25 protein-coding genes are annotated in these 26,094 nt (G+C 49.0%); 12 read left to right on the top strand and 13 right to left on the bottom strand.

Annotated elements, in window-relative coordinates:
* Positions 1-45 precede the first annotated feature (45 nt).
* Positions 46-1,605: an alanine/glycine:cation symporter family protein gene (locus D1627_RS13670; protein WP_119432813.1), complete on the top strand. Its 1,560-nt coding sequence runs from the start codon at positions 46-48 to the stop codon at positions 1,603-1,605.
* Positions 1,606-1,714: 109 nt separating this feature from the next.
* Here D1627_RS13670 and hemC read toward each other — a convergent pair whose 3' ends face one another.
* From hemC to D1627_RS13645, 5 genes are all read right to left on the bottom strand, one after another.
* Positions 1,715-2,665: a hydroxymethylbilane synthase gene (gene hemC, locus D1627_RS13665; RefSeq protein ID WP_119432812.1), complete on the bottom strand. Its 951-nt coding sequence runs from the start codon at positions 2,663-2,665 to the stop codon at positions 1,715-1,717.
* Between the two features lie 143 nt (positions 2,666-2,808).
* Positions 2,809-3,933: a DNA polymerase III subunit gene (locus tag D1627_RS13660; protein ID WP_119432811.1), complete on the bottom strand. Its 1,125-nt coding sequence runs from the start codon at positions 3,931-3,933 to the stop codon at positions 2,809-2,811.
* Between the two features lie 144 nt (positions 3,934-4,077).
* Complete coding sequence (locus D1627_RS13655) at positions 4,078-5,289, bottom strand: GlmU family protein (RefSeq protein WP_119432810.1); 1,212 nt, start codon at positions 5,287-5,289, stop codon at positions 4,078-4,080.
* A 65-nt stretch (positions 5,290-5,354) separates the two neighbouring features.
* Entirely contained in the window at positions 5,355-5,813 is a 459-nt protein-coding gene (locus D1627_RS13650; protein ID WP_119432809.1) for a hypothetical protein, read from the bottom strand.
* A gap of 146 nt (positions 5,814-5,959) precedes the next feature.
* Entirely contained in the window at positions 5,960-6,205 is a 246-nt protein-coding gene (locus D1627_RS13645) for a type B 50S ribosomal protein L31 (protein WP_119432808.1), read from the bottom strand.
* A 191-nt stretch (positions 6,206-6,396) separates the two neighbouring features.
* Between D1627_RS13645 and D1627_RS13640 the strand changes: the two genes are divergently transcribed.
* The 6 genes from D1627_RS13640 to secDF all read left to right on the top strand — a co-directional run bounded on the left by D1627_RS13640 (position 6,397) and on the right by secDF (position 12,490).
* The gene (locus D1627_RS13640) at positions 6,397-6,912 is read left to right on the top strand and encodes a phosphoribosyltransferase family protein (protein WP_119432807.1); all 516 of its coding nucleotides are present in this window, start codon (positions 6,397-6,399) and stop codon (positions 6,910-6,912) included.
* A gap of 54 nt (positions 6,913-6,966) precedes the next feature.
* On the top strand, positions 6,967-7,545 hold the full coding sequence (locus D1627_RS13635) for a non-canonical purine NTP diphosphatase (protein ID WP_119432806.1): 579 nt from the start codon (positions 6,967-6,969) through the stop codon (positions 7,543-7,545).
* An 84-nt stretch (positions 7,546-7,629) separates the two neighbouring features.
* The gene (udk, locus tag D1627_RS13630) at positions 7,630-8,250 is read left to right on the top strand and encodes a uridine kinase (RefSeq protein ID WP_119432805.1); all 621 of its coding nucleotides are present in this window, start codon (positions 7,630-7,632) and stop codon (positions 8,248-8,250) included.
* Positions 8,247-8,939, top strand: a complete 693-nt coding sequence (locus D1627_RS13625; RefSeq protein WP_119432804.1) for a potassium channel family protein — start codon at positions 8,247-8,249, stop codon at positions 8,937-8,939. The genes udk and D1627_RS13625 overlap by 4 nt, the downstream gene beginning before the upstream one ends.
* Before the next feature lie 43 nt (positions 8,940-8,982).
* Entirely contained in the window at positions 8,983-9,357 is a 375-nt protein-coding gene (locus D1627_RS13620; RefSeq protein ID WP_233555631.1) for an RNA methyltransferase, read from the top strand.
* 169 nt (positions 9,358-9,526) lie between these two features.
* Positions 9,527-12,490: a protein translocase subunit SecDF gene (gene secDF / locus D1627_RS13615; RefSeq protein ID WP_119432803.1), complete on the top strand. Its 2,964-nt coding sequence runs from the start codon at positions 9,527-9,529 to the stop codon at positions 12,488-12,490.
* 147 nt (positions 12,491-12,637) lie between these two features.
* Here secDF and D1627_RS13610 read toward each other — a convergent pair whose 3' ends face one another.
* On the bottom strand, positions 12,638-13,249 hold the full coding sequence (locus D1627_RS13610; protein ID WP_119432802.1) for a NifU family protein: 612 nt from the start codon (positions 13,247-13,249) through the stop codon (positions 12,638-12,640).
* Between the two features lie 220 nt (positions 13,250-13,469).
* Between D1627_RS13610 and D1627_RS13605 the strand changes: the two genes are divergently transcribed.
* On the top strand, positions 13,470-14,858 hold the full coding sequence (locus D1627_RS13605) for a sodium:proton antiporter (protein ID WP_119432801.1): 1,389 nt from the start codon (positions 13,470-13,472) through the stop codon (positions 14,856-14,858).
* A 504-nt stretch (positions 14,859-15,362) separates the two neighbouring features.
* Positions 15,363-15,947 (top strand): carboxypeptidase-like regulatory domain-containing protein, encoded by a 585-nt coding sequence (locus D1627_RS13595; RefSeq protein ID WP_119432799.1) that lies wholly within the window; start codon positions 15,363-15,365, stop codon positions 15,945-15,947.
* Positions 15,948-16,006: 59 nt separating this feature from the next.
* Here D1627_RS13595 and aroC read toward each other — a convergent pair whose 3' ends face one another.
* Together aroC and D1627_RS13585 are read right to left on the bottom strand one after the other, a co-directional pair.
* Complete coding sequence (aroC, locus tag D1627_RS13590) at positions 16,007-17,086, bottom strand: chorismate synthase (RefSeq protein WP_119432798.1); 1,080 nt, start codon at positions 17,084-17,086, stop codon at positions 16,007-16,009.
* Positions 17,087-17,088: 2 nt separating this feature from the next.
* Positions 17,089-18,537, bottom strand: coding sequence for a BatD family protein (locus tag D1627_RS13585; protein ID WP_119432797.1), 1,449 nt, complete (start codon positions 18,535-18,537; stop codon positions 17,089-17,091).
* A 459-nt stretch (positions 18,538-18,996) separates the two neighbouring features.
* Here D1627_RS13585 and D1627_RS13580 point away from each other — a divergent pair, with 459 nt between their 5' ends.
* From D1627_RS13580 to D1627_RS13570, 3 genes are all read left to right on the top strand, one after another.
* Positions 18,997-19,722: a ferritin-like domain-containing protein gene (locus tag D1627_RS13580; protein WP_317125220.1), complete on the top strand. Its 726-nt coding sequence runs from the start codon at positions 18,997-18,999 to the stop codon at positions 19,720-19,722.
* Between the two features lie 17 nt (positions 19,723-19,739).
* Positions 19,740-20,543, top strand: coding sequence for a ferritin-like domain-containing protein (locus D1627_RS13575; protein WP_119432796.1), 804 nt, complete (start codon positions 19,740-19,742; stop codon positions 20,541-20,543).
* Positions 20,544-20,719: 176 nt separating this feature from the next.
* Positions 20,720-20,920 (top strand): hypothetical protein, encoded by a 201-nt coding sequence (locus D1627_RS13570; RefSeq protein ID WP_119432795.1) that lies wholly within the window; start codon positions 20,720-20,722, stop codon positions 20,918-20,920.
* On the opposite strand, the gene queG is transcribed toward D1627_RS13570, so the two are convergent.
* From queG to D1627_RS13545, 5 genes are all read right to left on the bottom strand, one after another.
* Positions 20,917-21,861 carry a tRNA epoxyqueuosine(34) reductase QueG gene (gene queG / locus D1627_RS13565; protein WP_119432794.1) on the bottom strand — a complete coding sequence of 315 codons (945 nt, stop codon included), beginning with the start codon at positions 21,859-21,861 and terminating at the stop codon, positions 20,917-20,919. The two genes, D1627_RS13570 and queG, sit on opposite strands and share 4 nt — an antisense overlap.
* A 207-nt stretch (positions 21,862-22,068) precedes the next feature.
* A complete protein-coding gene (gene ruvB, locus D1627_RS13560) occupies positions 22,069-23,112 on the bottom strand; it encodes a Holliday junction branch migration DNA helicase RuvB (protein ID WP_119432793.1) in 1,044 nt (347 codons plus the stop codon).
* 149 nt (positions 23,113-23,261) lie between these two features.
* Entirely contained in the window at positions 23,262-23,879 is a 618-nt protein-coding gene (locus tag D1627_RS13555; protein ID WP_119432792.1) for a hypothetical protein, read from the bottom strand.
* 8 nt (positions 23,880-23,887) lie between these two features.
* Positions 23,888-24,412: an RNA polymerase sigma factor gene (locus D1627_RS13550; protein ID WP_119432791.1), complete on the bottom strand. Its 525-nt coding sequence runs from the start codon at positions 24,410-24,412 to the stop codon at positions 23,888-23,890.
* A 375-nt stretch (positions 24,413-24,787) separates the two neighbouring features.
* The gene (locus D1627_RS13545; protein WP_119432790.1) at positions 24,788-25,966 is read right to left on the bottom strand and encodes an acyl-CoA dehydrogenase family protein; all 1,179 of its coding nucleotides are present in this window, start codon (positions 25,964-25,966) and stop codon (positions 24,788-24,790) included.
* Positions 25,967-26,094: the final 128 nt, after the last annotated feature.

The following is a 26,094-nucleotide window of genomic DNA, read 5'->3' as shown; positions in this document are numbered from 1 at the left end:
AAAAGTTAAATTTAGGAATACGGACTAATCAACTTAACCTCATAAATGAAAAAATTCTTACTTTCTGCAGTGCTCAGTTTGGGGGCCTGTAGTTCCCTCCTTGCCCAAACGCCCAATGCTACTATTGATGAACAGATTGATGCTGCCGTGGGCCCAACAGCGCAGTTTATCTCTGATATCATCTTCTATGAACTGCGCATCACCGATGACATGGCTATACCCTTGATACTGGTTTGGCTGCTTGCCGGTGCGTTGTTTTTCACGTTTTACCTCGGCTTCATCAACATTCGCGGCTTCCGCCATGCCCTGGATATTGTGCGCGGCAAGTATAACCAAGAGGGTGCCCCGGGCGAGGTTTCTCATTTCCAGGCGCTAACTGCTGCCGTTTCGGGCACGGTGGGCCTTGGCAATATTGCCGGTGTAGCCATTGCCATTTCGTTGGGTGGCCCGGGCGCTACTTTCTGGATGGTTCTGGCCGGCTTGCTAGGCATGTCGTCTAAATTCGTTTCCTGCACCCTGGGCGTGAAATACCGCGACACCCACGAAGACGGCACCGTATCTGGTGGCCCGATGCATTACCTCAACAAAGGCCTGAGCGAGCGCGGCATGGCTGGCGTGGGTAAATTTTTGGCTGCCTTCTTTGCTATTATGTGTATTGGAGGTGCAATTGGAGCCGGTAATATGTTCCAGATTAACCAGGCCACGCAGCAGTTTATCTCTGTAACGGGTGGCGAGGCTTCGTCTTTCTTTGGAGGCGGTAACGCTTGGATTTTCGGGTTAATTATGGCGGTGCTGGTAGGCCTGGTTATACTTGGCGGCATGAAAAGCATTGCGCGCGTTACCGAGAAAGTAGTGCCCCTGATGTGCGGTATTTACATTGTAGCAGCCATTATTGTGCTGCTGGCAAACTTTACGCACATTCCGGAAGCCTTTGCAGCCATTTTTGAAGGTGCCTTTACAGCCTCTGCGCTTGGCGGTGGTGTGGTTGGTGTAATGATACAGGGCTTGCGCCGTGGTATGTTCTCTAACGAGGCAGGTATTGGCTCGGCTTCTATTGCGCACTCTGCCGTTAAAACCAATGTTCCGGTAACAGAGGGCTTTGTAGCCTCTTTGGAGCCTTTTATTGATACCGTAGTGGTTTGCACCATGACAGCCCTGGTAATTATCGTATCCGGTGCTTACCAGCTGGATGCTGCCGGCGATGGCATTGCATTAACCTCTACGGCCTTTGCCACGGTTATCAGCTGGTTCCCGATCATACTTGCGGGCGCTGTAATCCTGTTCGCCTTCTCTACCATGATTACCTGGTCATACTATGGCCTAAAGTCCTGGACGTACCTTTTCGGCCACACCAGGACCGCAGACATCAGCTTTAAGGTGCTTTTCTGCGCGTTTATTGTGCTGGGTGCCCCGCTGCAACTTGGTGCCGTGGTAGCCTTCTCCGATGCTATGCTGTTTGCCATGAGCATCCCGAACATGATCGGTTTATACTTGCTGGCTCCGGTTGTAAAGCGCGACATGCAAGCGTTTCTGGCATACGCCCGCTCATCTAAGAAGCAACCGCTTACCGAAGAGGCTGTGGAAGCAGAAGCCATTAAAGCCTAATGATTTATACTTTACTGATTGATCAAAAAAGGTCGCCTGTTGCCAGGCGACCTTTTTTGATTTATTCTGCTGTACGTTTAGTGCGGCAGGTATGTGCTAATTCGCGGCCTTACTCGTCTCTTTCAGATTTTATGCTTCTTAAGATTTCGTCGCCGCCCTGGTTCAGGATGATGTTGGCCAGTTCCTCTCCCATTTCCTCAGCAGTTACGGTTGGGCCTTCCAATGTTTCCTGCAGCAGGGTTTTACCATCCAGGCTCACGATACCGCCAGTTATACTTATGCCTTCTTCAGTTAGGGTAGCCAACGCAAACGATGGGATGCTGCAGCCGCCCTCCATGGTGCGCAAAAACGCTCGCTCTGCTAGCAGGCAAACATGTGTGTTGGTATGGTTAAGGGCTTGCTTGAGTGCTTTTTTCAGTTCAGGCTCCAAGTTACGGGCACACTCTATGGCTACGCTGCCCTGCCCTGCGGCGGGCACAAACTGGCCCTCCGGGAACGTATGCACGATCAGGTTGTCATAGCCCATGCGGTACACACCGGCATAGGCCAGCATCAGGGCATCAAACTGCTTTTCCTCCAGCTTGCGCAGGCGCGTTTGCAGGTTCCCTCTGGATTCTGCGGTGCTGATGTTTGGGTAATACTTCTTGAGCAAGGCTTTACGGCGCGTGGAAGATGTACCTATAATGGCGTTGCTTTCTGGCTCCAGCTTAAAGTCCGGGTCAAAAGACACCAGCACATCGTTTACCTGCTCGCGCTCCATAAATGCCACCAACTCCAGGTCTGCCGGGATGGAAGACTGCACATCCTTGGCGCTATGCACGGCAATCTCTACTTGGCCTTCGCGCAGGCTCACCTCCAACTCCTCAGTAAATACTCCTTTCGAGCCAATCTTGTCCAGTGATTTATCAAGTACCTGGTCGCCTTTGGTGCTGATGATCACAAGCTCGGTTTTGAAGCCGGCAGCCTGCAGTTTTGCGGCAGTCTCCTCGGCTTGCCAAAGGGCTAGCTTGCTTCCGCGTGTGCCAATACGTATGGTTTTATCCTTAATATCTTCTGACATGTTATACTTTATGCGAGGCTGCAGCTACACTTTATACTTTGCTCAGCCTCCGTTTATACTTTTAAGTGAGGTCGATGAAAACTGCTTTCCCAAACCCACGGTTATTCCTGCAAACTATCACCAACCAACAATTCATCAATCAATTACCCTTTGCGCAGAAAGCCAGCGATCTGGATGGAACTGTCTACGAACACCATTTTGGGGTTTGCGTTGCGCTCAATGTGGTAATGCGCCTGGTTTAGCTCTTCGGCCAGCTCCCCGGCGTTGTTTCCTGTAATCACCTTCGAGAACTTCTGAACAAAGTCTAGCTCGGCGGGAGGCAAAAACGATATCAGCGAGGTATCCACGCCGAAAAGCATTACTTTCCGGAACAGGTTGAGCGCGTATAGCAGAAAGTTCTTCTGGTTCTCTCGGCCCAGCGTCTGAAACTTGTCGCTCATATCGATCAACTCCTTAAACTTATAGCTGTAGCAGTGGCGCATCCATTCGGTGAAGAAGGAAAAATAATCGCTGCTGATCTCGTTGGTGAGTTTGGCCGCTGCGTTCAGGCTGCCTTCGGCCAGCTGCGCGATCTGGGTGGCTCGGTCCGGCTCCAGGTTATACTTTTGCTGCACAAACTGCACCACCTCCTGCTCGGTAAAGTTACGCACCTGCATGATCTGCGTGCGCGAGGTAATGGTGGCCAGCAGCTTCTCCGCCGACTGCGCTACCAGCAAAAACAGGGTTTGGGCAGGCGGCTCCTCCAGCAGCTTCAGTAGGGCGTTGGCCGCAGAAGGGTGCATCAGCTCTGGCAGCCAGATCACCACAATCTTATAGTTCCCCTCAAAAGCCTTCAGCGATACCAGCTTTACCAACTGGCGGCTTTCGTCTTTCGAGATAATGCCTTGCTTATTCTCTGTCCCGATGTGCTGCATCCACTCGTTTAGCCCCTGAAACGGGCTGGCAAGTATAAACTCGCGCCACTCGTTCATGAACTTGCTGCTCAGCGCATCCTTGCTCACGCTTTTGGTGGAGGTTACCGGCATCACGAAGTTAAAGTCGGGATGCACCAGCTTGTTCATTTTCACGCAGCTGCCACATGTTCCACATGAATCATCGGGCTGTTTGTTTTCGCAGTTAATGTACGTGGCGTAAGCCAGCGCCAGCGCCAGGTTTGCGCTTCCCTCCTGCCCCAGAAACAGCTGCGCATGCGCCACATGGTTCTGCTGCACCGATTTCAGCAACAGCTGCTTCGCCTCCTGATGGCCTATAATCTGTGAAAACTGCACTTATTTAAATTGTTAGATTGTTAAATTGTTGATTGTTAACTACACTGAAATGATTTGTTTAAGAGAATTTGCACGACAGTCGTTTTAACAGCAAACGACAAAGCCTATTCACGGAAACAACAATCAGCAATTAACAACCAGCAATTAAATTTTCTTATCCCAAACGCGGTATTGCTTTGTTTGCTCGAAGACTTGGTTCAGTATTCCGCGCTCTACCTCGTCTAGCTTTTTGTTGCGGCGCTCCATTACTTTTTCTGCCACTTCTACCACCTTGCGCATCTGAAACGTTTCGAAACCGGCGGCTCCGCCCCAGCTAAACGAAGGTATAAAATTACGCGGGAAACCTGGGCCGAAGATATTAGCACTAACACCTACCACCGTGCCCGTGTTAAACATAGTGTTGATGCCGCATTTGCTATGGTCTCCCATGATAAGGCCGCAAAACTGTTGCCCGGTGTTCTTGAAACCGCCTTTGGCATAGTTCCAGATCTTCACCTCGGCGTAATTGTTCTTTAGGTTAGAAGTATTGGTATCGGCGCCGATATTGCACCACTCGCCCAGCACAGAATTGCCCAGGTAGCCTTCGTGGCCTTTGTTGGTATATCCGAAAATAACGGAAGCTGCCACCTCACCGCCTACCTTGCAGAACGGGCCGATGCTTACGTCGCCGCGCATTTTGCCGCCTACGTTTATATGGCTCTCCTCGCCCAGGCTAAATGGGCCTTTAATAACGGCTCCTTCGTGTATCTGAGCGTTCTTACCAATATATATAGGTCCGTTCTCTGCGTTAAGTATAGCCGCCCGGATTTTTACACCCTTCTCAATGAAGATATTCTCCTCGTTGTACACGATCGTATGTTTATCTCCGATTGGCTCGCTTTGGCGCCCTTCCGTCAGCATTTCATAATCGCTGCGAATTTCCTGGCCATTGTACAGGAAGATTTCCCACAAGTCTTTAATCAGCAGTGCATGGCCGGCATAATCTTTTTTCCGGCTGCTTGCGGCAATTGTAAGCAGCTCGTCTGTTCCGTTGCTTTCTACATAGTTGCCATGGTAAGCCAGCAAAATACCATTTTGCCAAACAGACTCCCCAAAGCCTAGTGCACTGAGCTCCTGCAGAATGTCTGTGCTGGGTAAAAGCGCACCATTTACATAATAGTTGCGCTCCTTAGCGTGCGGGTTATACTTATGTTGCAGGTAATCAGCGGCTAGCGTAGACACTACGGCATGCGTGCGCTGCTGCCATTTCTCGGCCAGCGTGAGTATACCAACTCTAAGGTATGCCACCGGCCTTGTAAAAGTCAGCGGCAGAAGATTTTGCCTAATGGCCGGGTCATCAAAGAGAATTATGTTCATAGCACAAAAATAGAAAAGTCTTCCCGAAATAATTCAGGAAGACTGGCTTAATTAAGTGTAATCTTTCACGCGCGGTGTAATGCTATGCTAATAGCCTGTGAGTTGCACAATGCTTTCCTCTCAGCGTGGAAAGTATAGTTCTTGCCAAATGCTGTTTGCTTGCAATGATACCCACCAGTTACAAATATACTTTCTTGCACATCTACCACAGCTGGCACCAGTTTCTTAATCACCAACCGGTTTGCCCGCAAAGGCAGTGCTGTTAATGGCATCGTCAAAGCGCTGTCAAAAACCTGCTTTCCTATGGCGTCTGGCTCATACTTCTCTTTTCTACTGATAATCAGTTGCATTGTCAGCTGCTCCTCACCATACCGGCTGTAAGAAAAGTCATGATTGCCCGACACCTCGAAAGTTAACATTTTATCGACCGGCTCCGGCGTTGGGCCGACTTTCTCGGTTGTGCCGCAGGCAGCTAAAGTGCGAGTGGCTAGAAAGGCAAACAGGTAAGCAATTGTTACTCTCATAGTTTTCGGTTATAAAAGTGCCTCTATAAGCTTTCCGAGATAACAGCAACTGCGCCAAGCACTTTGTGCCGGCTAAAAATAAAAAAGTCTTCCCGATTAGATCAGGAAGACTTTTCTCTTGAAACGTTTTAACCGGAATTAACCGCTTATTTTTTTGTGTAACGCTTGTTGAATTTCTCAACACGTCCAGCTGTATCCACAAAGATGTTTTTACCAGTGTAGAACGGGTGAGAAGCAGAAGAAACCTCCACCTTGATTACCGGATACTCTTTGCCATCTTCCATTGTGATAGTCTCATCAGAAGTCATAGTAGAACGAGTGATAAATTTAAAATCACTTGTCATATCCTGGAAAACCACCTGTCTGTATTCTGGGTGAATGCCTTTTTTCATTATTCTAAACGTTAATTAACCTTAATTTCTGAATCGGACTGCAAATTTAATAAGATTTATGTAAAGTAAAACGCTATAAGCCAAATTATTTTGTACAGTTATTAAAAGCTGCGGCTAAAGCAATTATCTTCTTAAATTTGCCTAAGCGGTAAACGTATAAAACACCATAAACCCTAGCCCCTCAAGAACCTATGACACCACAGACACACGCCCAAAACCTGATTCTGGACCGGGCCCAGATCGAGCAGAAGGTAACGCGCATGGCCTACGAGATTTATGAGCGCAACTTTGAGGAGCAGGAGCTTGTGCTGGCAGGCATCCACCTGGATGGTTATACCTTGGCCGAGATGCTGGCCGCGCAGCTGGAGCACATATCTCCGCTTAAAGTATATTTGCTGCGCATCACGCTCAACAAAGCAGCCCCGCTGCAGGAGCAAGTGCAGCTGCAGCCCGAAAATATAAGTATAACTGGCAAGGCCGTTATTCTGGTGGATGATGTGCTAAACACCGGCAAAACGCTGGCTTATACATTAAGCACGTTCCTGCCGCAGAACCCGAAGAAAGTGGAGGTTGCCACGCTCGTAGACCGCCACCACCCGCTCTACCCTATCGCTGCTACCTACACCGGCTACTCGCTGGCCACCACTATTAACGAACGCATTGACGTGGTGCTGGACGATGATAACTTTGGCGCATACTTGCATTAATGGCCAACTGCCCGTACAGCTTTAACTTATTAACTAATTTAACCAGCACCCCACATGAAGAAACTCTGCTTCGCTACCAATAACAAACATAAACTGGCTGAAGTAAGCCAAATGCTGCAAGGCAAGTACGAACTGTTAAGCCTGCAGGATATCGGCTGCACCGTGGAGTTGCCCGAGGAACAAGATACCCTGGAAGGCAATTCGCACCAGAAGGCGGCGTATGTATGGCAGCACTTTAATGTGAGCTGCTTCGCCGACGACACCGGCCTGGAGGTAGAGGCACTGAACGGAGAGCCAGGCGTATACTCTGCCCGCTATGCCGGCCCGCAGCGCTCCGACAGCGATAATATTAATAAGTTGCTGGAAAGCCTAAAGGGGCAGCCGAATAGGAAAGCCCGCTTCCGCACAAGTATAACGCTGATCCTGGACGGGCAGGAACACCAGTTTGAGGGCACCGTAACAGGAAGTATAACCGAGGGCTGGCACGGCGACAGAGGCTTTGGCTATGACCCTGTGTTTATGCCTGACGGCTACACGCAGACCTTTGCCCAGATGAGCGCCGAGGAGAAAAACAAAATAAGCCACCGTGGCCGCGCTATAGAGCAACTGGTTAGCTTTTTAAAGGCCCTGTAAGCCAAACGTGTATAAAAAATGAGCTTGCATGTGGCCATATACCTGCTAAAGTCGTAATTTTGTGACCTGAAACTATAGCTTCCTATGCAAAAGCCATTCATCGTCGGGATTACAGGAGGTAGTGCTTCAGGAAAAACCACTTTTTTGAATAAGCTGCTTACTTCTTTTGCCCCTGAAAATATTTGCCTGATCTCTCAGGACAATTATTACAAAGCGCGCGAGCACCAAACAAAAGACCTAAACGGAATCGTAAACTTCGACCTGCCGTCCTGCATCGATGACGAGGCCTATGCCCATGACATCCTGAAGGTGAGCCAAGGTGAAACCGTTTACCGTACCGAGTATACCTTTAACAACCCAAACGTGGTGCCCAAGCAGCTGGAGTTCCGGCCAGCCCCGATCGTGGTGGTAGAAGGCATCTTTGTGTTTTACTTTGAGGAGATAGCCAACCTGCTGGACCTGAAAGTATACATTGATGCCAAAGAGTACATTAAACTGCAGCGCCGCATTGTACGCGACAAAGTAGAACGCGGCTACGACCTGGATGACGTGCTGTACCGGTACACGCACCATGTTGCCCCAACCTACGAGAAGTATATCAAACCTTACAAAAACGACGCGGACATTATCATCCCGAACAACGCTAACTTTGAGCGCGGACTAGATGTTCTCACCACATTCCTAAACGCCAAGATAAAAGCATGAGGCATAAATTTGCGGTAATCGGGTTGGGCATTTTCGGGAACTCCATTGCCACTACCCTGGCAGAGCGCGGAGCCGAGGTTATCGCTATTGATAACGACGAAGACCATGTAGAGGCCATCAAAGACCAGGTTGCCTATGCCGTAGCCCTGGACGCCACCGATATTCGTGCCCTGGAGGCGCAGAACATCGGGGATATGGATGCCGTGATCGTAGCCATTGGGGAGGATTTTGAGGCCTTGCTCATTACTACTGCCAACCTGCAGGAGCTTAATGTAAAGCGCGTGATAACCCGTGCCTCCAACAAGCAGCAGCGCCGCATCTTGGAGAAAATGGGCGTGCAGGAGATTCTGTCGCCGGAGGGTGAGGTTGGTAAAACCGTGGCCGAGCGCCTGCTGCAGCCAAGCATACGCACCTTCCTTCCCCTGCCTGATAATTATGAGATTGTGGAGATTAACGCGCCGCGCAACATAGCCAACCGTAGCGTAGCCAAAATATCGCTCCGCGAGAAGTATAACCTGAACCTGATCACGATCAAGCGATTCTTCGAGGAGATCCAGGACGGTAAGCCAACGCAGGTGGAGCACATCATTGGCGTGCCTAAAGCCGACACCATTATTTATCCGTCAGATATCCTGCTGCTTATCGGAAAGAAACAGGATGTGAAACGATTTATCGATATTAACCGCTAAGATTTCTTTTTTTAGAGAAAAGATTTCATATTTGCGGTACTACATGCCAAAAGCCACGAACATATCCTGCCATTTCAGGCATCTTTTGATGTCGGTAACCCTGCTGTGGGCGCTCATGCTCAACGGCCAGGAAGTGGTGGCGTTTACCTCGGCTAACGGCACTGCGCAGCAGCCAGCCTCCAAACTGGCCACTGCCCCGGATACAGATACTAAAACGGTTGTAAAGCAGAAGGTGTCCTTGGAGGGCACTACCTCTTTTGTGGCCCTCGACCTGCAACAGGATATCGAGCCACTGCCCTCACAGCCATACTTTGGCCAGCCAACCGATAACTTATTGGCTGCCTACACCACCATTCCTCCCGGGAACGGTTTTGTAGCTCAGCTTATCCCCAACACCATACAGCCTAACGCTCCCTAGGCTGCGCCCTCTCCTTTCCTACATTTCCCTGTTTTTTGTGTAGCCGTACTGCCCTGCTTAGTGGCCGGCGGAACATACTTTACACGCTTTTAAGTTATACTTAAAGCACTCAGGGAGAGAAGTATACCTGTATCCAAAAATTTACTCAATACATACTTTAAACTTAACAATGCGGAACAAATCACTCATTATCGTTCTGACGGTGATTGTATCGGCGCTATGCCTGTACTACCTGTCGTTCTCGTTCATTGCCCGCAATGTGCAAAGCAAAGCCGAGGCCTATGCCACGGATGCACAAGGCAATGTCGACCTGATTAAAAAGCAGTCGTACCTGGATTCTATCTGGAAAGAGCCTGTGTTTATGGGCCTAACGTACCAGGACGTAAAGGAAAACGAGCTTGGCCTGGGCCTTGACCTGAAAGGTGGTATGCACGTGGTGCTTGAGGTATCGCCTGTAGAGATCATCAAGTCTATGTCTGGCAACAGCAAGGACCCTAACTTCCTCAAGGCGCTGGACCGTGCACAGGAACTGCAGCGTAACAGCCAGGAGCGTTTCACTACGCTTTTTGCCGAGGCATACCGCGAGGTAGAGCCAAACGGACGCCTGAGCCGCATCTTCTCTAACACAGCCAACCGTGGCAAAATCAGCTACGAGTCTACGAACGAGCAGGTGGTTGAAGTGATACAGGCTGAAGTGGAAGACGCTATCGACCGCTCTTTCAACATCCTTCGCACGCGTATTGACCGTTTCGGTGTAACACAGCCGAACATCCAGCGCCTGAAAGGTACTGGCCGTATTCAGATCGAGCTTCCGGGTATCGACAACCCAGACCGCGTACGCAAACTGTTGCAAGGCATGGCCAACCTGGAGTTCTGGGAAGTATGGTCGCCGCAGGAGTTTGGCCCATACTTTATGCAGGTAGGCCAATACCTGGATGAGCAGCAGAAAGCCGGTAAGCTTAACATTAACGGCGCTACCGCTGCTGCCGGAGAAGTAAAAGGCAACCAGGCTACCGTAGCTGATGCATCGCAGGATGTGCTGGCACAAGCCGCCGCTAACGACACAACCGCTACTACCGATACTACAGCTGTAGCTGCTGCCCCTCAGGCAGACTCATTGGCTACGCCGCAGACAGGCGTGCTTGCCAGCTTGTTTACACAAATGCCAGGTGGCCTGGGCGCCAATGTGCGCGATACAGCTAAAATCAACGAACTGTTCAGCCGCTCGGATGTACGCGCTATACTGCCTCCGAACATGAAGTTTGCATGGGGTGTTAAGCCAATCACTGGCGACAACGGTGCTGAGTTTGTAGAGGTTTACGCTATTAAGAAAGGTCGTGATGGCAAAGCCCCAATGACGGGTGAGGTTATCAACGATGCCCGCCAGGACTTTGACCAGACTGGCCGCCCGGAGATCAACATGAACATGAACCCAACAGGAGCTAAGAAATGGGCACGCCTGACAGGTGACAACGTAGGTCGCCAGGTGGCTATCGTACTGGATAACTATGTATACTCTGCACCGGTAGTACAAGGCGAGATCACAGGCGGTAACTCCTCTATCTCCGGTAACTTCACGATTGAGGAGGCGCAAGACCTTGCAAACATCCTGAAAGCCGGTAAAATGCCAGCCCCAACCCGTATCGTGGAAGAGGCTATCGTTGGTCCGTCACTGGGCCAGGAGGCTATCAACCAGGGTCTGATCTCTACGCTGGCTGGTTTTGCAATCGTGGTAATATTCATGATCGCTTACTACAGCCGCGGTGGTTTCATTGCTGACCTTTCACTGCTTTTCAACGTGTTCTTTATACTTGGTGTGCTTGCCCAGTTTGGTGCAGCGCTTACTTTGCCAGGTATTGCCGGTATCGTGCTTACATTAGGTATGGCCGTGGATGCAAACGTCCTGATCTTTGAGCGTATGCGAGAGGAATCGGCCAAAGGCCTGAGCATGCGCGAAATCATCAACGCAGGTTACGACAAGGCATTCTGGACAATCTTTGACGCGAACGTAACAACCTTCATCGTAGGCTTTATCCTTTACTTCTTCGGCTCAGGCCCGGTTAAAGGTTTCGCCATCACGTTGATGATCGGTATCGTTACCTCATTCTTTACTTCTGTATTTATCTCCAGGCTGTTTGTTGAGAACGCCTTTAAGAAAGGTGGCAAACTTGCCTTCTCTACTTCGCTGGCCGACAAGATGTTCCGTAACATCACATTTGATGTGATGAAGTATAGAAAACCAGCTTATGCTTTCTCCCTGTTCATACTTGTGTTCGGTATTGTGGCTATGGCCATTAAAGGCCCGAATCTGGGTGTAGACTTCAGAGGCGGTCGCTCTTACGTGATCGAGTTTGACCAGGCTATTCCGGCATCTGATGTGCGTTCTGCGCTGATGGATGATTTCCAGCAGGCTGGTACAGAGGTGAAAACCTTTGGCGCATCTAACCGACTGAAAGTAATTACAAGCTGGCTAGCCGACGACGAGAGCGCAGAGGCGGATGAGAAAGTGGCTGCAGCCCTGGAGCAAGGCCTTCAGGAGTACAGCAACCTTACTCCTGAGATACTGAGCTCTTCTAAAGTTGGTGCCACCATGGCCGACGACATCCAGAACACTGCCTTGATTGCAGTATTACTGGCACTGGTTGGTATCTTCCTTTATGTGATGCTTCGTTTCAGAAAGTGGCAGTTCTCGTTGGGTGGCGTGGTAGCCCTCCTTCACGATGCCCTGATGATCATTGCGGTGTTCTCTATCCTGAACCTGTTCGGCATCTCTTACGAAATGGACCAGGTGTTTATCGCGGCAGTGCTTACCATCATCGGTTTCTCTATTAACGATACCGTGGTAATCTTTGACCGTGTGCGTGAATACCTAAACGATAACCCACGTTCAGGCATCAGAGAGGTTGTAAACCCAGCCCTGATTAGCACGTTCAGCCGTACGATCATTACATCGCTTACCTTGTTCCTGGTAGTTGTTGTACTGTTCTTCTTCGGAGGTGAGGTACTTCGCAGCTTCTCGCTGGCCATGATCATTGGTGTAGTATTCGGCACGTACTCATCGCTGTTCATTGCAACGCCGATTGTAGTAGATACAACCAAGAAAAAGGAAAAGCCCGTTGTAGCAACCCGCTAAGCGTAGCTTTACAAGTATAAAAACAGCCCGAAGCTTCTGCTTCGGGCTGTTTTTATACTTGCCCGCCCAAAGTATACTTAGGCACATATAAAAAGCCAGCCCTTTTCAGGAGCTGGCTTTCATACTTTATAAGAATTAGGCTATACTTTAGATCGTAACGCCGTCAGCTACAACTTCTTTTACCTCAGGCACCATGCGCTTCAGCAGGTTCTCGATACCGGCTTTAAGCGTTACCGTAGCAGATGGGCAACCGCTGCAAGAACCCTGCAGGTGCACCGTAACGATACCATCGTTGTAAGACTTAAATGTAATGTTACCGCCATCCTGCTCTACGGCCGGGCGCACATAGTTATCAAGCAGGTCTGTGATTTTCTTGGCGATGTCTGCGTCTTCGGCAGAGGTTTCGCCGTTGCCGGCCGTTGCCTCAGGCTTAGCTGCCGAGAAGCCTTCGTTAAAGATCGGCCCGCCGGCCTCAACGTATGACTTCAGGAAAGTGCGCAGTTCCGGGATAAGTTTTACCCATTCCAGATTAGCAGATTTTGTTACGGTAACAAAATTGCTCGCGATAAACACGCGCGAAACGTAGTCGAAGTTAAAAAGCTCCTGCGCCAGCGGCGATTCCAGGGCACTCTCCAGGTTCGGATAATCCACGCTCTGGCCATCAGGCAGCAGTTGCACGTTCATCACAAACTTCATCGACTCCGGGTTCGGGTTAGCCTCTGCATACACAGAAACCATCTTTTCTTTATTTTCTATCATGAGATTTCGCTGTTTAAGTTTAAAACCAGTGGCTATATCTTAAAGTTTCCAAAATTAGTCAATATTTCTGACAAGTGCATCTGGGCGCCTAGTTAGGCTCTGTGTAGCAACGCTAAATGCCTGCCAAAGCCTAGCGTTCGTTAGCTATTTAGCCCAGAAACTGTATCTTTGTGCTGCAAGCAAAAATCTAGACCTGACTAACACAGCACTCATTTAAACCATGCTAAACAACTTCATTCTGTTGGCCCAGGCCCAGCACGCCGTGCCTATGTTTCTGATTGTTCCCTTCCTGCTTCTGATAGGAATGATCGCTGCAGGCCCCATTTTCTTTGGACACTTCTGGGAACATAATTATAAAACCCTAGCTGTAACGCTCGGCCTTACCGTACTGGCCTATTACCTGTTCGCCCTCGGCGATTATCATATGCCGGTCCATACGTTCTTCGAATATGCCTCTTTTGCCATTCTGCTAAGCTCGCTTTATATCTCTGCGGGCGGTATTTATATTAACATAAACGCGAATGCCACTCCAGGTATGAATGTTGCACTAATGGCCGTAGGAGCTGTTTTGGCAAACTTTGTGGGTACCACAGGTGCCTCGTTGCTGCTTATCCGCCCGTTCATCCGCCTTAATGTGCACCGTATCAAGCCATACCAAATCGTTTTCTTCATCTTTATTGTGAGTAACGCGGGTGGTTTACTGACACCGCTTGGAGATCCGCCGCTGTTCATTGGCTTCCTGAAAGGCGTGCCGTTCTTCTGGACGCTGCAACACCTTTTCCTGCCATGGATTCTCGTTATTATCATTCTTTGCCTTATCTTCTTTTTCATTGACAGACGTAACAAAGAAACCGAGTTTACGCCGCGCCCCGAGGTTGTAGCTAAAAACGAGGAGAAAACAGAGTTTTACGTTAGTGGCAAGCGCAACCTGTTCTGGCTGGCTATCATTATCGGAGCCATCTTCCTAGATCCGAACGTAATCGACGGTTTGCCACACATCGCTTATGATGGCAACAAGTTCTCTTTCCTGCGCGAGATCATACAGCTGGGCGCAGCCTTTGCCTGCTACCGTTTCTCTAGCAAGACAGCCCTTGCGGGTAACCAGTTTAACTTCCACCCTATTTTGGAGGTTGTGTTCCTGTTCTTCGGTATCTTCTTTACTATGATGCCAGCCCTTCAGCTTTCTGCTGCTATCGCCTCGTCGCCAGAGTTTTCGGCTTATATCACGCCAAACTTCCTGTACTGGGCAACCGGTTCGCTTTCGGGCTTCCTGGATAATGCCCCTACGTATGCCAACTTCCTGTCGCTGGCCATGGCCAAGTATGATATGGCCCAGAACAGTGTGGTAGAGGTAAAACAGTTTGCCACTGGCACAGGCGCCGACCCAGGCACGCTGGTATTACTGGAAGCGATCTCGTTGGCTGCCGTACTTTTCGGCGCGTTTACCTACATCGGTAACGGACCAAACTTTATGGTGAAAGCCATCGCGGAAAGCGCAGGTATAAAAATGCCGTCTTTCTTTGCCTACATCGTACGTTACTCTATCCCGTTCCTATTGCCAGCCCTGTTCCTGATCTGGTACCTGGTGGTGCACCTGAAACTGGTATAGCAACAAGTATAAACCAAAACGGAAGCGCCGCTGCAAATTGATTGCAGCGGCGCTTTTATTTATGAGGCAAAGGCAGTACCTTTTTACTATGCTCAAGCTTTTCCTGCACTTCTATGTTTATCAATCGCGCTTATGCATGCCTATTGCTATGGCTGCAGGCTTGCTAGGAATGATATCAGACCAACATAAGGTAAGTGGATTTATTATGTGGGCATAGAGCCGCTTTTTGTAGAAGAGATAAAAGTGTTATTGCAAGAGGCTCGCTGTCATAAGGGAATCATTCTTACGGATCATAATTACCATGCTATACTTGAAGTGAGCGACCGCATTATACTTTTGCACGATGGAAGCTGCAAGCATATTGAATCACCAGACGAGTTAGAAGCCTGGAACTATCTGCCTGCCGTAACGCTGTAGCAATAACTTACTATACATTCCGTTTAGTATATAGCAAAATGGTTATTTGCTGTTCTGCTTTACCCTGCCTACACGTTACCTACAGCTATGAAAACATACCCGCAAACACTCTGGCATGCCTTGCCCGTTTTACTTATTCTATACTTCGTGATGGCTCCCGAAGCGGTGCATGCCCAGAAACAGGTAGTTCAGCTTTCTGGGTTGGTGACTAAAGGCGACAGCCTCGATGGGTTGGCGGCGGTAAGCGTATTTGTACCCTTGACTACCCGAGGAACATACAGCAACAAAAACGGATTTTTCTCGCTGCCTGTACTTCCCGGAGATAGCATCGTGATTGCAGCCTTGGGCTATCAGAAACAGTACATTATTATACCCGAGAGCTATGCCAGCCAGAGTTACTCAGTGGTTATTCAGCTGCAGGAAAATGCCACCGAACTACCTACCGTTAATGTGATGCCCTGGGCTACCGAACGCGAGCTAAAAATGGCCATCGCCAAGGTGAAGCTTGTTGAGGAGAAGAAACTGGAGATTGATATGGGGCCTTTACAATACAAATCTGTGCTGCACGGCCCGCCCATGGATGCGGAGGGGAACGCTAAACATGCCATAGACCTGCAACTCAAACAACTGCGAAGCCGCTACATGATCACAAACGGCATCAGGATATTTTAAAGCCTCTGCAAGTATACTTACAGAGGCTTTTGATAATCAATGTTGATCCGAGGTTAGTCCTACAGTTTGTTGGCTTTCTGGCGCAACAGGAAATCTGCGATAACCAGCGCAGCCATCGCATCTACGATCGGGACGGCGCGAGGCAGCACACATGGGTCGTGGCGGCCCTTGCCTTGCAGTGTAATCTCTTCGCCGGCATCGTTTATGGTGGTTTGCGGCTGCAAAATGGTTGCCACCGGCTTAAAGGCTACATTAAAGTAAATGTCCTGGCCGTTGCTGATGCCGCCTTGTATGCCTCCTGAATTATTCGTCTTAGTGCGCACATTGCCCTCCTCGTCCGTATAGAACTGGTCGTTGTGCTGTGAGCCGCGCATTTTTACGCCTTCAAAGCCACTGCCGTACTCAAAGCCTTTCACAGCATTTATACTTAGCATGGCTTTGCCCAGTTCTGCATGCAGCTTATCAAACACCGGCTCGCCCAGGCCTGCCGGCACGCCTTTTACCACACAGCTAACCACACCGCCAATAGTATCCAAGCTGTCGCGGGCCTCCTCTACCACGCCAATCATGCGGGCGGCTGTTTTGCCATCCGGGCAACGCACCTTGTTAGTATCTATCTGGCTAAGGTCTAACTCATAGTATGGCTTGCGCAGTTTAACGGTTCCAACCTGCGACACATAGGCCTGCACTGTAATGCCGTGGTGATGCAGCAGTTTGGCAGCCAAGGCGCCGGCAGCCACGCGCGCCACGGTTTCGCGGGCAGAGCTGCGGCCACCGCCACGGTAATCGCGGGTGCCATATTTGGCGGTGTAAGTATAATCAGCGTGTGATGGCCGAAAGGCATGTTCCACGTGGCTGTAGTCGTGGCTGTGCTGGTCTTTGTTGTTTACCACCAGCGCGATGGGCGTGCCCGTGGTTCTTCCCTCAAAGATGCCTGAAAGTATGGTTACCTTATCTTCTTCCTTGCGCGGCGTGGTTATATCCGACTGGCCCGGGCGGCGGCGGTCCAGGGCGTGCTGTATTTCTTCGGCAGATATTTCCAGGCCTGCAGGGCAGCCATCAATGGTTACGCCCACAGCCGGCCCATGCGACTCGCCGAAAGTTGTTATCCGGAAAAGCTTTCCGTACGAATTACTCATAGTTATTTCTTTATAAAAACGAATGCGGTTACCGCCAGTAGCACCAGCAAGATAATATTTGTGTAACGCCTGATTTCCTCAAACAGGTGCAGGTCCACCAGCGTATTGTCTTCGTTTTCGATGATGTTATAAAAAGAACCTAAATCTCTCGACAGCACTAGCGCATCGTTATCGCGGGCGCCGGTTATCTGCACCTGCAGGCTTGGGCGCAGCGTGTCATAGGCGGCGGTGGTTGGGTTAAAGTATACCCACCCCATAGTGTTGCCCATGTCATACTTGCCGGGCTCGCGCGGCAGCACGGTGTAGGAAAACCGTTTGGAACCCAACAGCCTGCCGGACCGCTTTGTTATATCCTGTTGCACATCGGGCGGATAAAACTCCAACCCTGGCGGAACCACCGGCGTTGGCGGCATAATGGCAGATAAATTACCTTCGCCCTCCACCTGAAACATGTACGTGAAGCTCTTGTTTACCTGCACACTTCGCTGCGACAGCCGCTCCCTTAAGCGGTAGTTGCCCACGGGTACAACATCGCGTAGGGGGTGCGGCGGAAGTTCTTTAATAGCTACTTCGCGTGGCCGTGAGTAAAACGTTTTGTAGCCTTCCTGCCTGTCTTCGGTTAAAAGCGTTGGGTTTTTAGCTACTTTGTACTTAATCATTTTAAGCTGCAGTTGCGGGAAGCGAAGCGGCTCCCTGTTAAGTGGGTAGAGCACGGCCTCGTAAAGCTTAAAGCGTAAGTATCGCTCGCCTTGCACCGTAACATTCTCAGGCGTAATCTCCGAAAAGTCGAAGGTCTCTTCCCAGGCGTTGGGTTGCTTCAGCTGGCGCAGGATGCTGTTTATCTGGTTCACGAAGTCATAGAAATCGAGCAGGCGCTGGTCGCCCTCCGCCAGGTAAAAGTATAAGGCCACATTTACGCCCTCGCCCACAAACACTTCCTTTTTGCTTGTGTACAGCGAGAGAAACGCATTGTCCTCCCTATCTATAAACTCCGGTTCATCTTCCTGCTCCAGTGGTTCCGGGCTATCGTCAGGAGTTATCAAATCAGGTGGCACGTTGGAGGCAGGCGGTCCATTTGTCTGCAGTGGGGTTACTTCTATCTCGATACCTTTAGATTGCACCGTTTGCCCGTTCACCTTCATCGTGAACGGTTTCAGGGCATACTTCCCTTCTTCCAGGGCGGCGTAATTTTGGGTAATGGTAAGTATGGTTGTAGTAACGCCTCCTGTTATTATAGTCTTGGTAGACGAATACTTGTTGCTCTTCTTAAAGCCCTCCATCTCCGGAAACGGGCTATACTCCTTTAGCTGCTGGTTTTGCAAGCGAATGGATATGGTATAGTACTGGTTAAGCGGAATGGGACTCTTCCCTAGCTCAATGCTTACCTGTTGCGCTAAGGCAGGCACCAGCAGTGCAAAACAAAGTATAAAAGATAGGGTAAGGAGTCGCATGGCAGTAAGATGCTAACAGAATTCAAACAATGCAAATTTAACAGTCACTGCCCGATGCGCATGCGCTTTGTTTTGCATTTTGTAGCAACTCACATAACCACTTAGTTTCCATATTAAGATAATACAATTTTATGGCAGCATAGCTGTTTTGCTCCATAAATAAATGTCCAACTAAAAAAATTCTATCACCTATAAATTTCTTTTTTCCCTCTTCAAAAATATCGCTTTACAGGCAATATTAAGCTATTCACAAAGCATTAAGGTACATATAGCCGGTCAGCTATTTAACCAATTGCCACTGCCTTTCCAGATTATTTATTGGAATGTGCAAATCCGATAAAAATTATGCCTCGTAGGTAATACAACTTTGCAAATAGGTGATGCGGGTTTCCACAAGATATCGCACATATCCCCTATTTCAGCAAAGTCAGCAATCTATCAACATAAACTAAGTAAATTATGACTAAACAATCTAAACCTGTTGAGAATGGGGAGGGCTTAAGTAAGCACCTGCAGAGCCCAATGCAGCGCCGCACCTTCTTCCGCTATGCTTCTGCCTCAGCCGCTGCAGCCACTATACTTCTAACTACCTCTTGCGATGACGATGATGATGACATGACTCCTCCTACAAGTGGTGTTGACTTAGGATCTGGCGATTCTGGTATATTAAATTATGCGTATGCCCTAGAGCAGTTAGAGGCTGCATTCTATACTGCTGTGGTAGCACAGTCGGGCAGTGCGCTTACTACTGCTGAAATGCAGGTAATGATGGACCTTAAAAACCATGAGGTTGCGCACCGTGAGTTTTTTAAGGCTGCTTTAGGCCAAAAAGCCATTCCGGCACTGGAGGTGAATTTTAGCAGCATTAATTTTAATGATAAAAACAGCGTGCTGCAAACTGCCAGAACTTTTGAGAATCTTGGCGTTGCAGCTTATAACGGTGCCGGCAAGTTGTTTACCGATACTGGTGTCGGCCTTGATTACCTGGTGCTAGCTGGTAAAATTGTATCTGTGGAGGCTCGCCACGCGGCTGCAATTGATGATATGATTTCTGGAGGAAACCGTTTCGGTGAAGAGTTTATCGACAGCAACGGCCTAGACCGTGCCCTAATGCCAGCTGATGTGCTTTCGGCAGCCGCTCCGTTCATTTCCACCAAAATCAACTTTAGCAACTTACCAAAATAAGCAGGAGGACAACAGACATGAATATATTTAAGATATTACAAGATATAGAGAAAACAGACGCTGAGGTGTATGACCGCCTGTCTTCTCGCCGCAAAGCTATGAGCAGCTTTGGAAGCATGGGTAAAAAAGTAGCTTTGGCTGCTGTGCCGCTTGCCATGGGCAGCATGTTTAAGAAAGCTTACGGACAATCTACTAACAGTGTGCTTGATGTTTTAAACTATGCTTTAACGCTAGAATATTTGGAGTATAACTTCTATGATCAAGCGTTAAAATCATCTGGTTTGAACCTGGGCGCCAACCGAGACTTCTTCACTGAAGTGCGCAATAATGAGTTAGCCCACGTTAACTTCTTAAAGGCCGCTATATCTGGTGCAGGAGGGACGCCGGTTTCAGAGCCGACATTTGACTTCTCGGCTAATAATACTTTCAGTGATTGGAACACAAACTTACAGACTTTCCTGGCCCTGTCTCAGGCTTTTGAAGATACGGGTGTGCGTGCTTACAAAGGGCAGGCTACCAACTTAGTAAGTAACTCTGATGTATTGACGGCAGCATTACAGATACACTCTGTTGAGGCCCGCCATGCAGCTGTAGTACGCAGAATACGTGGCCTAAAAGGCTGGATTACAAATGATGAGCGCGGTGCAGGCATGCCTTCTCAAACGCAGGCTGTTTACGATGGAGAAGCCCAGACTACACAGGCAGGTATAAATGTGCCACAGATTTCAGGCATTTCGGCTGCCGGGGTATCCGAGTCTTTCGATGAGCCATTGGATATGGCTACCGTTAATAGCATTGCTGGATTGTTTATCAAGAAGTAATTATTCCCCTAATTTTCCCCATAAAAAAAGAGCCATCGAGTAATGGCTCTTTTTTTATGCCCTTACACATATTTCAATGTCTTTTACTAATAAAAAACATAATTATAACGCTTAAGCCTCATCTTTATCTTTAACCACCCGTATCACATAGCAAACAACAATTTCTGTTTACCAAAATGCTGGAATACGTTAAAACCATTCTGTTGAAAGTTAGCTTCGACAAGATGCTGTTTGAAAAAGAACTGAGAAAAGCCTTCAGGTTTTTAGTGCAAGAAGAGATACAGCAACTAAAAAAATGGTGCTATGAGCAATTTTCAGGCATGTATCTGATCATCCTGAACCGTGTGTTCAGAAAATCCGCAAGCGTTATCGCTTAATCGTTATCTGTGTTTTCCTGGATAAAGTGAATGTTACGCATCAGGCCCTTGAAGCCGGTGCGTTTCACTGCTGATTTTTTAAACAGCTGTGAGAAGACTTCATGCGTGAGCTCCTGCCAATCGCGGGTGTTAAGCTCCTTTAGCTGCGGGTGCGGCATAAAGGCTGGCTCATTGTGCGGTTTACTGAAGCGGTTCCAGGGGCACACATCCTGACATATATCGCAGCCGAATACCCAGTTACCGAACTTGCCATTCATTTCGCTGGGCAGTTGATCCTTCAGTTCAATAGTAAAGTATGAAATGCACTTACTACCGTCTACTACGTAAGGCTCTGTAATGGCGCCTGTCGGGCAGGCATCGAGGCAGCGTGTGCAGGAGCCGCAGTAGTCTTTTATCGGGCCATCATACTCCAGGTCCAGGTCTATGATCAGCTCCGCGATGAAATAGAAGCTGCCCACCTGCGGCGTGATCAGGTTTGAGTTTTTGCCCATCCAACCCAGTCCGCTTTTTTTAGCCCAAGCCTTATCCATTACCGGCGCCGAGTCTACAAAGCAACGGCCACCCACCTCGCCTATTTCTTCATTAATGTAAGCCAACAGCGTTTTCAGCTTGTCTTTGATCACGAAGTGGTAATCGGTGCCGTACGCATACTTCGAGATTTTGTAAGTATCCTCTTCTTGCTGCTGATTCTCTTTTTCGGGGAAGTAGTTGAGCAGCAGCGATACCACCGACTTGGCACCGTCGACTAGCAACCGCGGGTCCAGGCGCTTATCGAAGTGGTTTTCCATGTAGTGCATCTCCCCGTGCATGTTCTGGTTAAGCCAGCGCTCCAGCCGGGGCGCCTCCTCCTCCAGAAAATCCGCTTTGGAAATGCCGCAGTACATAAAGCCCAGTTCCTGCGCCTTCTGTTTGATCAGGTATGTATATTTCTCTTTGCTCAATTTATGCTTTGTGCCCCTGTTTATACTTCAGTCTCAACAAAAGTAAGGCAAAATAAATCCAACGGCAGGTTTTAAGGGCGTTTTATACTTATAGTATAACCTGAGCGGCTACTTTTGCTTAGCTTTAAGTGTTGCTCGCTTTAATCTGAAAAACAAAAAAGCAGACCTGATGGCCTGCTCTTTATACTTTATCACAAACAGCTTAATTTATTCGGATTGGTTAAAAAGCCCGCCGGAGGCAATCTCTTGCGGCGGTATTTTACCCATATGGCGATAAGCTAACTCAGTGGCTTCGCGGCCACGTGCTGTACGTTTAATGTAGCCCTCCTGAATTAAGAACGGTTCGTATACTTCCTCAATCGTTTCTGACTCCTCGCCGCAGGCAGTGGCAATAGTTGTAAGGCCTACAGGACCGCCCTTAAACTTGTCGATGATGGTAAGCAGGATGCGGTTATCCATGTCGTCAAGGCCATTGTGGTCCACGTCCAGCGCGTTAAGGGCAAACTTTGCGATGTCTACGGTGATGGTGCCGTCGCCTTTCACCTGGGCAAAATCGCGGGTGCGGCGCAGCAGGTTGTTGGCAATACGTGGCGTACCGCGGCTGCGGCGGGCAATCTCAAAAGCGGCATCCTCGTGTATAGGCGCACCTAGCAAGGTAGACGAACGCTTCACGATGGAGCGCAGCAGTTCGGCATCATAATACTCCAGGCGCGAGTTGATGCTGAAACGGGCGCGCAGCGGTGCTGTAAGCAAGCCCGAGCGGGTAGTAGCGCCTATCAATGTAAACGGGTTCAGGCTGATCTGTACAGAACGTGCATTAGGGCCAGAATCCAGCATGATATCGATTTTATAATCTTCCATCGCCGAGTATAAATACTCCTCCACAATCGGGTTCAGGCGGTGGATCTCATCGATAAATAGCACATCGTTGGCTTCCAGGTTAGTGAGCAAGCCTGCCAGGTCGCTGGGTTTATCCAGTACGGGGCCAGAGGTCATTTTTATACCTGCATCCAGCTCAGAGGCAATAATATGCGAGAGTGTAGTTTTACCTAAGCCCGGAGGCCCGTGCAGCAGCACGTGGTCTAGTGCCTCGCCACGGCGTTTGGCTGCCTGTACAAATATTTTCAGGTTCTCCACAACCTTCTCCTGCCCTGTAAAGTCGCCGAAACTAAGTGGGCGGAGGGCCTTGTCTATGTCCTTTTCGGCCGGCGTCATGTAATCGTTATCGCCGGTGAGATAATCTTCTCTCATAAGTATAAATCTTCTTCAAAAATGAGCTTTCGCTGCTCCTAAAGGTAACAGTTTTGGCTATGCTTTCGCTCCATTTATATTGCCCAAGTTACGGAATTTTGCTAATTATTTTATAATTTCCGGACAAGAATCTAATAACGTTAGCAATTCTATATCGTTTCCAGTTTATTTTGCAGCTCTTCTAGATCTTTAATTACTGGCTCAAAAAGTTTCTGGTAGTGTAAACTGCTGTAGTATAAAGATAGACCTCCTACTAAGATCATCACCGCAATAAGAGCCACATGCATCACAAAGCGTAGTTTCCAAGTTTCGTCCCAGAACACATCCAGGTAAATCAGATTTAACCCGATGGTAGTAGTCACCATTTGTAGTGGTGTGATCAACCGGATGGAGGTATTTCGGAAACGCAAGCTTTTTAAAGTATGGCTAATGTACATGCTGCTGCTGCAGACTGCCTTCATATGGCCCCACGGCAAAGACTTAAGCCATTGTGCCAGGGCAGAAAGCAGAATGGCGCCAAACATTACTCCCAAACCTATATCAAACCACATTGTCTTGGGTGCAACCCCTTCCCTGAAAATGAACACAAAAACCGCTGAAGTCAGTAAAAGTACGACTATCATCATCACATTAGTTAAGATGATCTTGCGCTGCAATGCGTTTACTCTTTCCTGCAACTGAGACGCCATAGTTTTACTGCTTTCCTTGGTTATAAGCTCCGGTACATGCTGCTTTTGCCAGCTTTTTTGGATATCGTCAAAATTCATAGTTTGCTTTATTTTACTGTTGATACTTCTGTTTTACCTGTTTGCTCCATTAATACTGCCAGCCTCTGTTTGATGCGGTTGATCTTTACCCCCACATGGTTTACCGTAAGGCCCATCACTTCGGCAATCTCTTTGTAGCTTACCTCTTCCAGCACCAGCGAAATAATAAGCCTGTCCTGCTTTTCGAGGCAGCTGATACAATGGTGCAGTTGCTGTAGCAGCGCCTCCTGCTCTTGCTTATGACCACTCTCAGTAGTATCAGAAAGTTCTGAAATGTGCTGCGGCAGTAAAGAAGTATGGTTGCGCTGCTTTTTCTTATGAAGTATGGCTGTGTTCAGGGCAACGCGGTAAAGCCAAGTGCTAAGCTTTGCACCGCCCCTAAACGTGTGCAGGTTCAGCCATACTTTCACCAGCACCTCCTGGTACAGGTCATTGGCATCATCGGGGTCAGGCATACAGGCGCGGCAGATACGGTACAGCTTCTCACGGTTTTCCCGCACTATCTGCTCAAAAAGCTTTTCCTTATCTGGCATCAGGCATTAGCTTTGGTTCCGGATAAGTATAAGCTGATAAAGCATTGCCTTGCCGCATACATGGCAGTAACTTTTCGCTGCAAAATTTAAGTTTCATACTTGAGTTTGTTAAGAGTGATGAAAGGCTGGCTCCGGAACCAATTTTATACTTTAGAGCAGGTATGTTGCAGATTATTACAGCGTGCATCAAAATATTTTCACAAGAGGTAAAAGAGGACGCTAGACACTCGCAGGAGCTTAGCACACGACAAAGTCTTTCAATCCTGTCCATCCACTAATCCTGCAAATCCTGATTCAAAAAAAGGCAGCCACTCCCGCAGCTGCCTTTCAGATTTATACTATATCGCCACCCGAGCAGCGAGTAACGATCAACGACTATTTAAATGCCGAAATACCGGTAATATCCGCCCCGGTGATCAGCAGGTGAATGTCGTGGGTGCCTTCATAGGTGATCACGGATTCCAGGTTCATCATGTGGCGCATGATCGGGTACTCGCCGGTAATGCCCATGCCGCCGTGTATCTGGCGCGCCTCGCGGGCGATGTGCAGGGCCATGTCCACATTGTTGCGCTTGGCCATCGATATCTGCTGCGTCGTGGCTTTGCCTTCGTTCATCAGGGTGCCTAAGCGCCACGTCAGCAGCTGCGCTTTGGTAATCTCGGTCAGCATTTCGGCCAGTTTTTTCTGCGTGAGCTGAAATGCCCCGATCGGCTTATCGAACTGGATGCGCTCCAGGCTATACTTTCTGGCCGACTCGTAACAGTCGATGGCGGCACCAATGGCACCCCAGGAGATGCCGTAGCGCGCAGAGTCGAGACAGCCGAGCGGGCCGCGCAAGCCTGATACGTTTGGCAATATGTTTTCCTTCGGGATTTTCACATTATCGAACACCAACTCGCCGGTGCAGCTCGCGCGCAGGCTCCATTTGTTATGGATCTCAGGCGTTGAGAAACCTTCCATGCCACGCTCTACAATTACACCCTGTATGCGGCCTTCCTCGTTTTTAGCCCATACTACGGCCACCTGGCACTCAGGTGAGTTTGAGATCCACAGCTTAGAGCCGTTTAGCAGGTAATGGTCGCCCTGGTCTTTGATGTTGGTAACCATGCCGCCGGGATTAGAGCCAAAATCTGGTTCTGTGAGGCCGAAGCAGCCCAGCCACTCGCCGCTTGCCAGCTTAGGCAGGTATTTTTTGCGCTGCTCCTCGGAGCCATACTTGTAGATCGGGTACATCACCAAAGAGCCCTGCACTGATGCCGTGGAACGCATGCCAGAGTCGCCGCGCTCAATCTCCTGCATAATAATGCCGTAGCTGATATAGTCCAGGCCGCCGCCGCCGTACTCGGTAGGTATGGTCGGGCCGAATGCACCCACATCACCGAACTTCTTCACGATCTCCGAAGGAAAATGTGCGTCTTGTGCCCACTGCTCTATGTAAGGCGATATTTCGCGCTTCACAAAGTCGCGCATGGTTTGGCGTATCAGTAGGTGCTCTTCGGTGAGTAGATCATCTATGTTGAAATAATCCGGCGCTCCTGTTAGTTCGTTGGCCATAGTTTTGTTTTAAGGTTTTGAGAAAGGGTAATACACAAATATAAAATTTTAATCAGGATTGAATCAGGTTTTACAGGATTACTGGCTAGCTAAGATGCACGGCTTCCCTTAAGTTGGTTGAGCCATCG

The sequence above is a fragment of the Pontibacter oryzae genome (genome assembly GCF_003576375.1).
In the GTDB taxonomy this organism is placed as follows: Bacteria; Bacteroidota; Bacteroidia; order Cytophagales; family Hymenobacteraceae; genus Pontibacter; species Pontibacter oryzae.
This window is presented reverse-complemented; position numbering and strand designations above follow the sequence as displayed.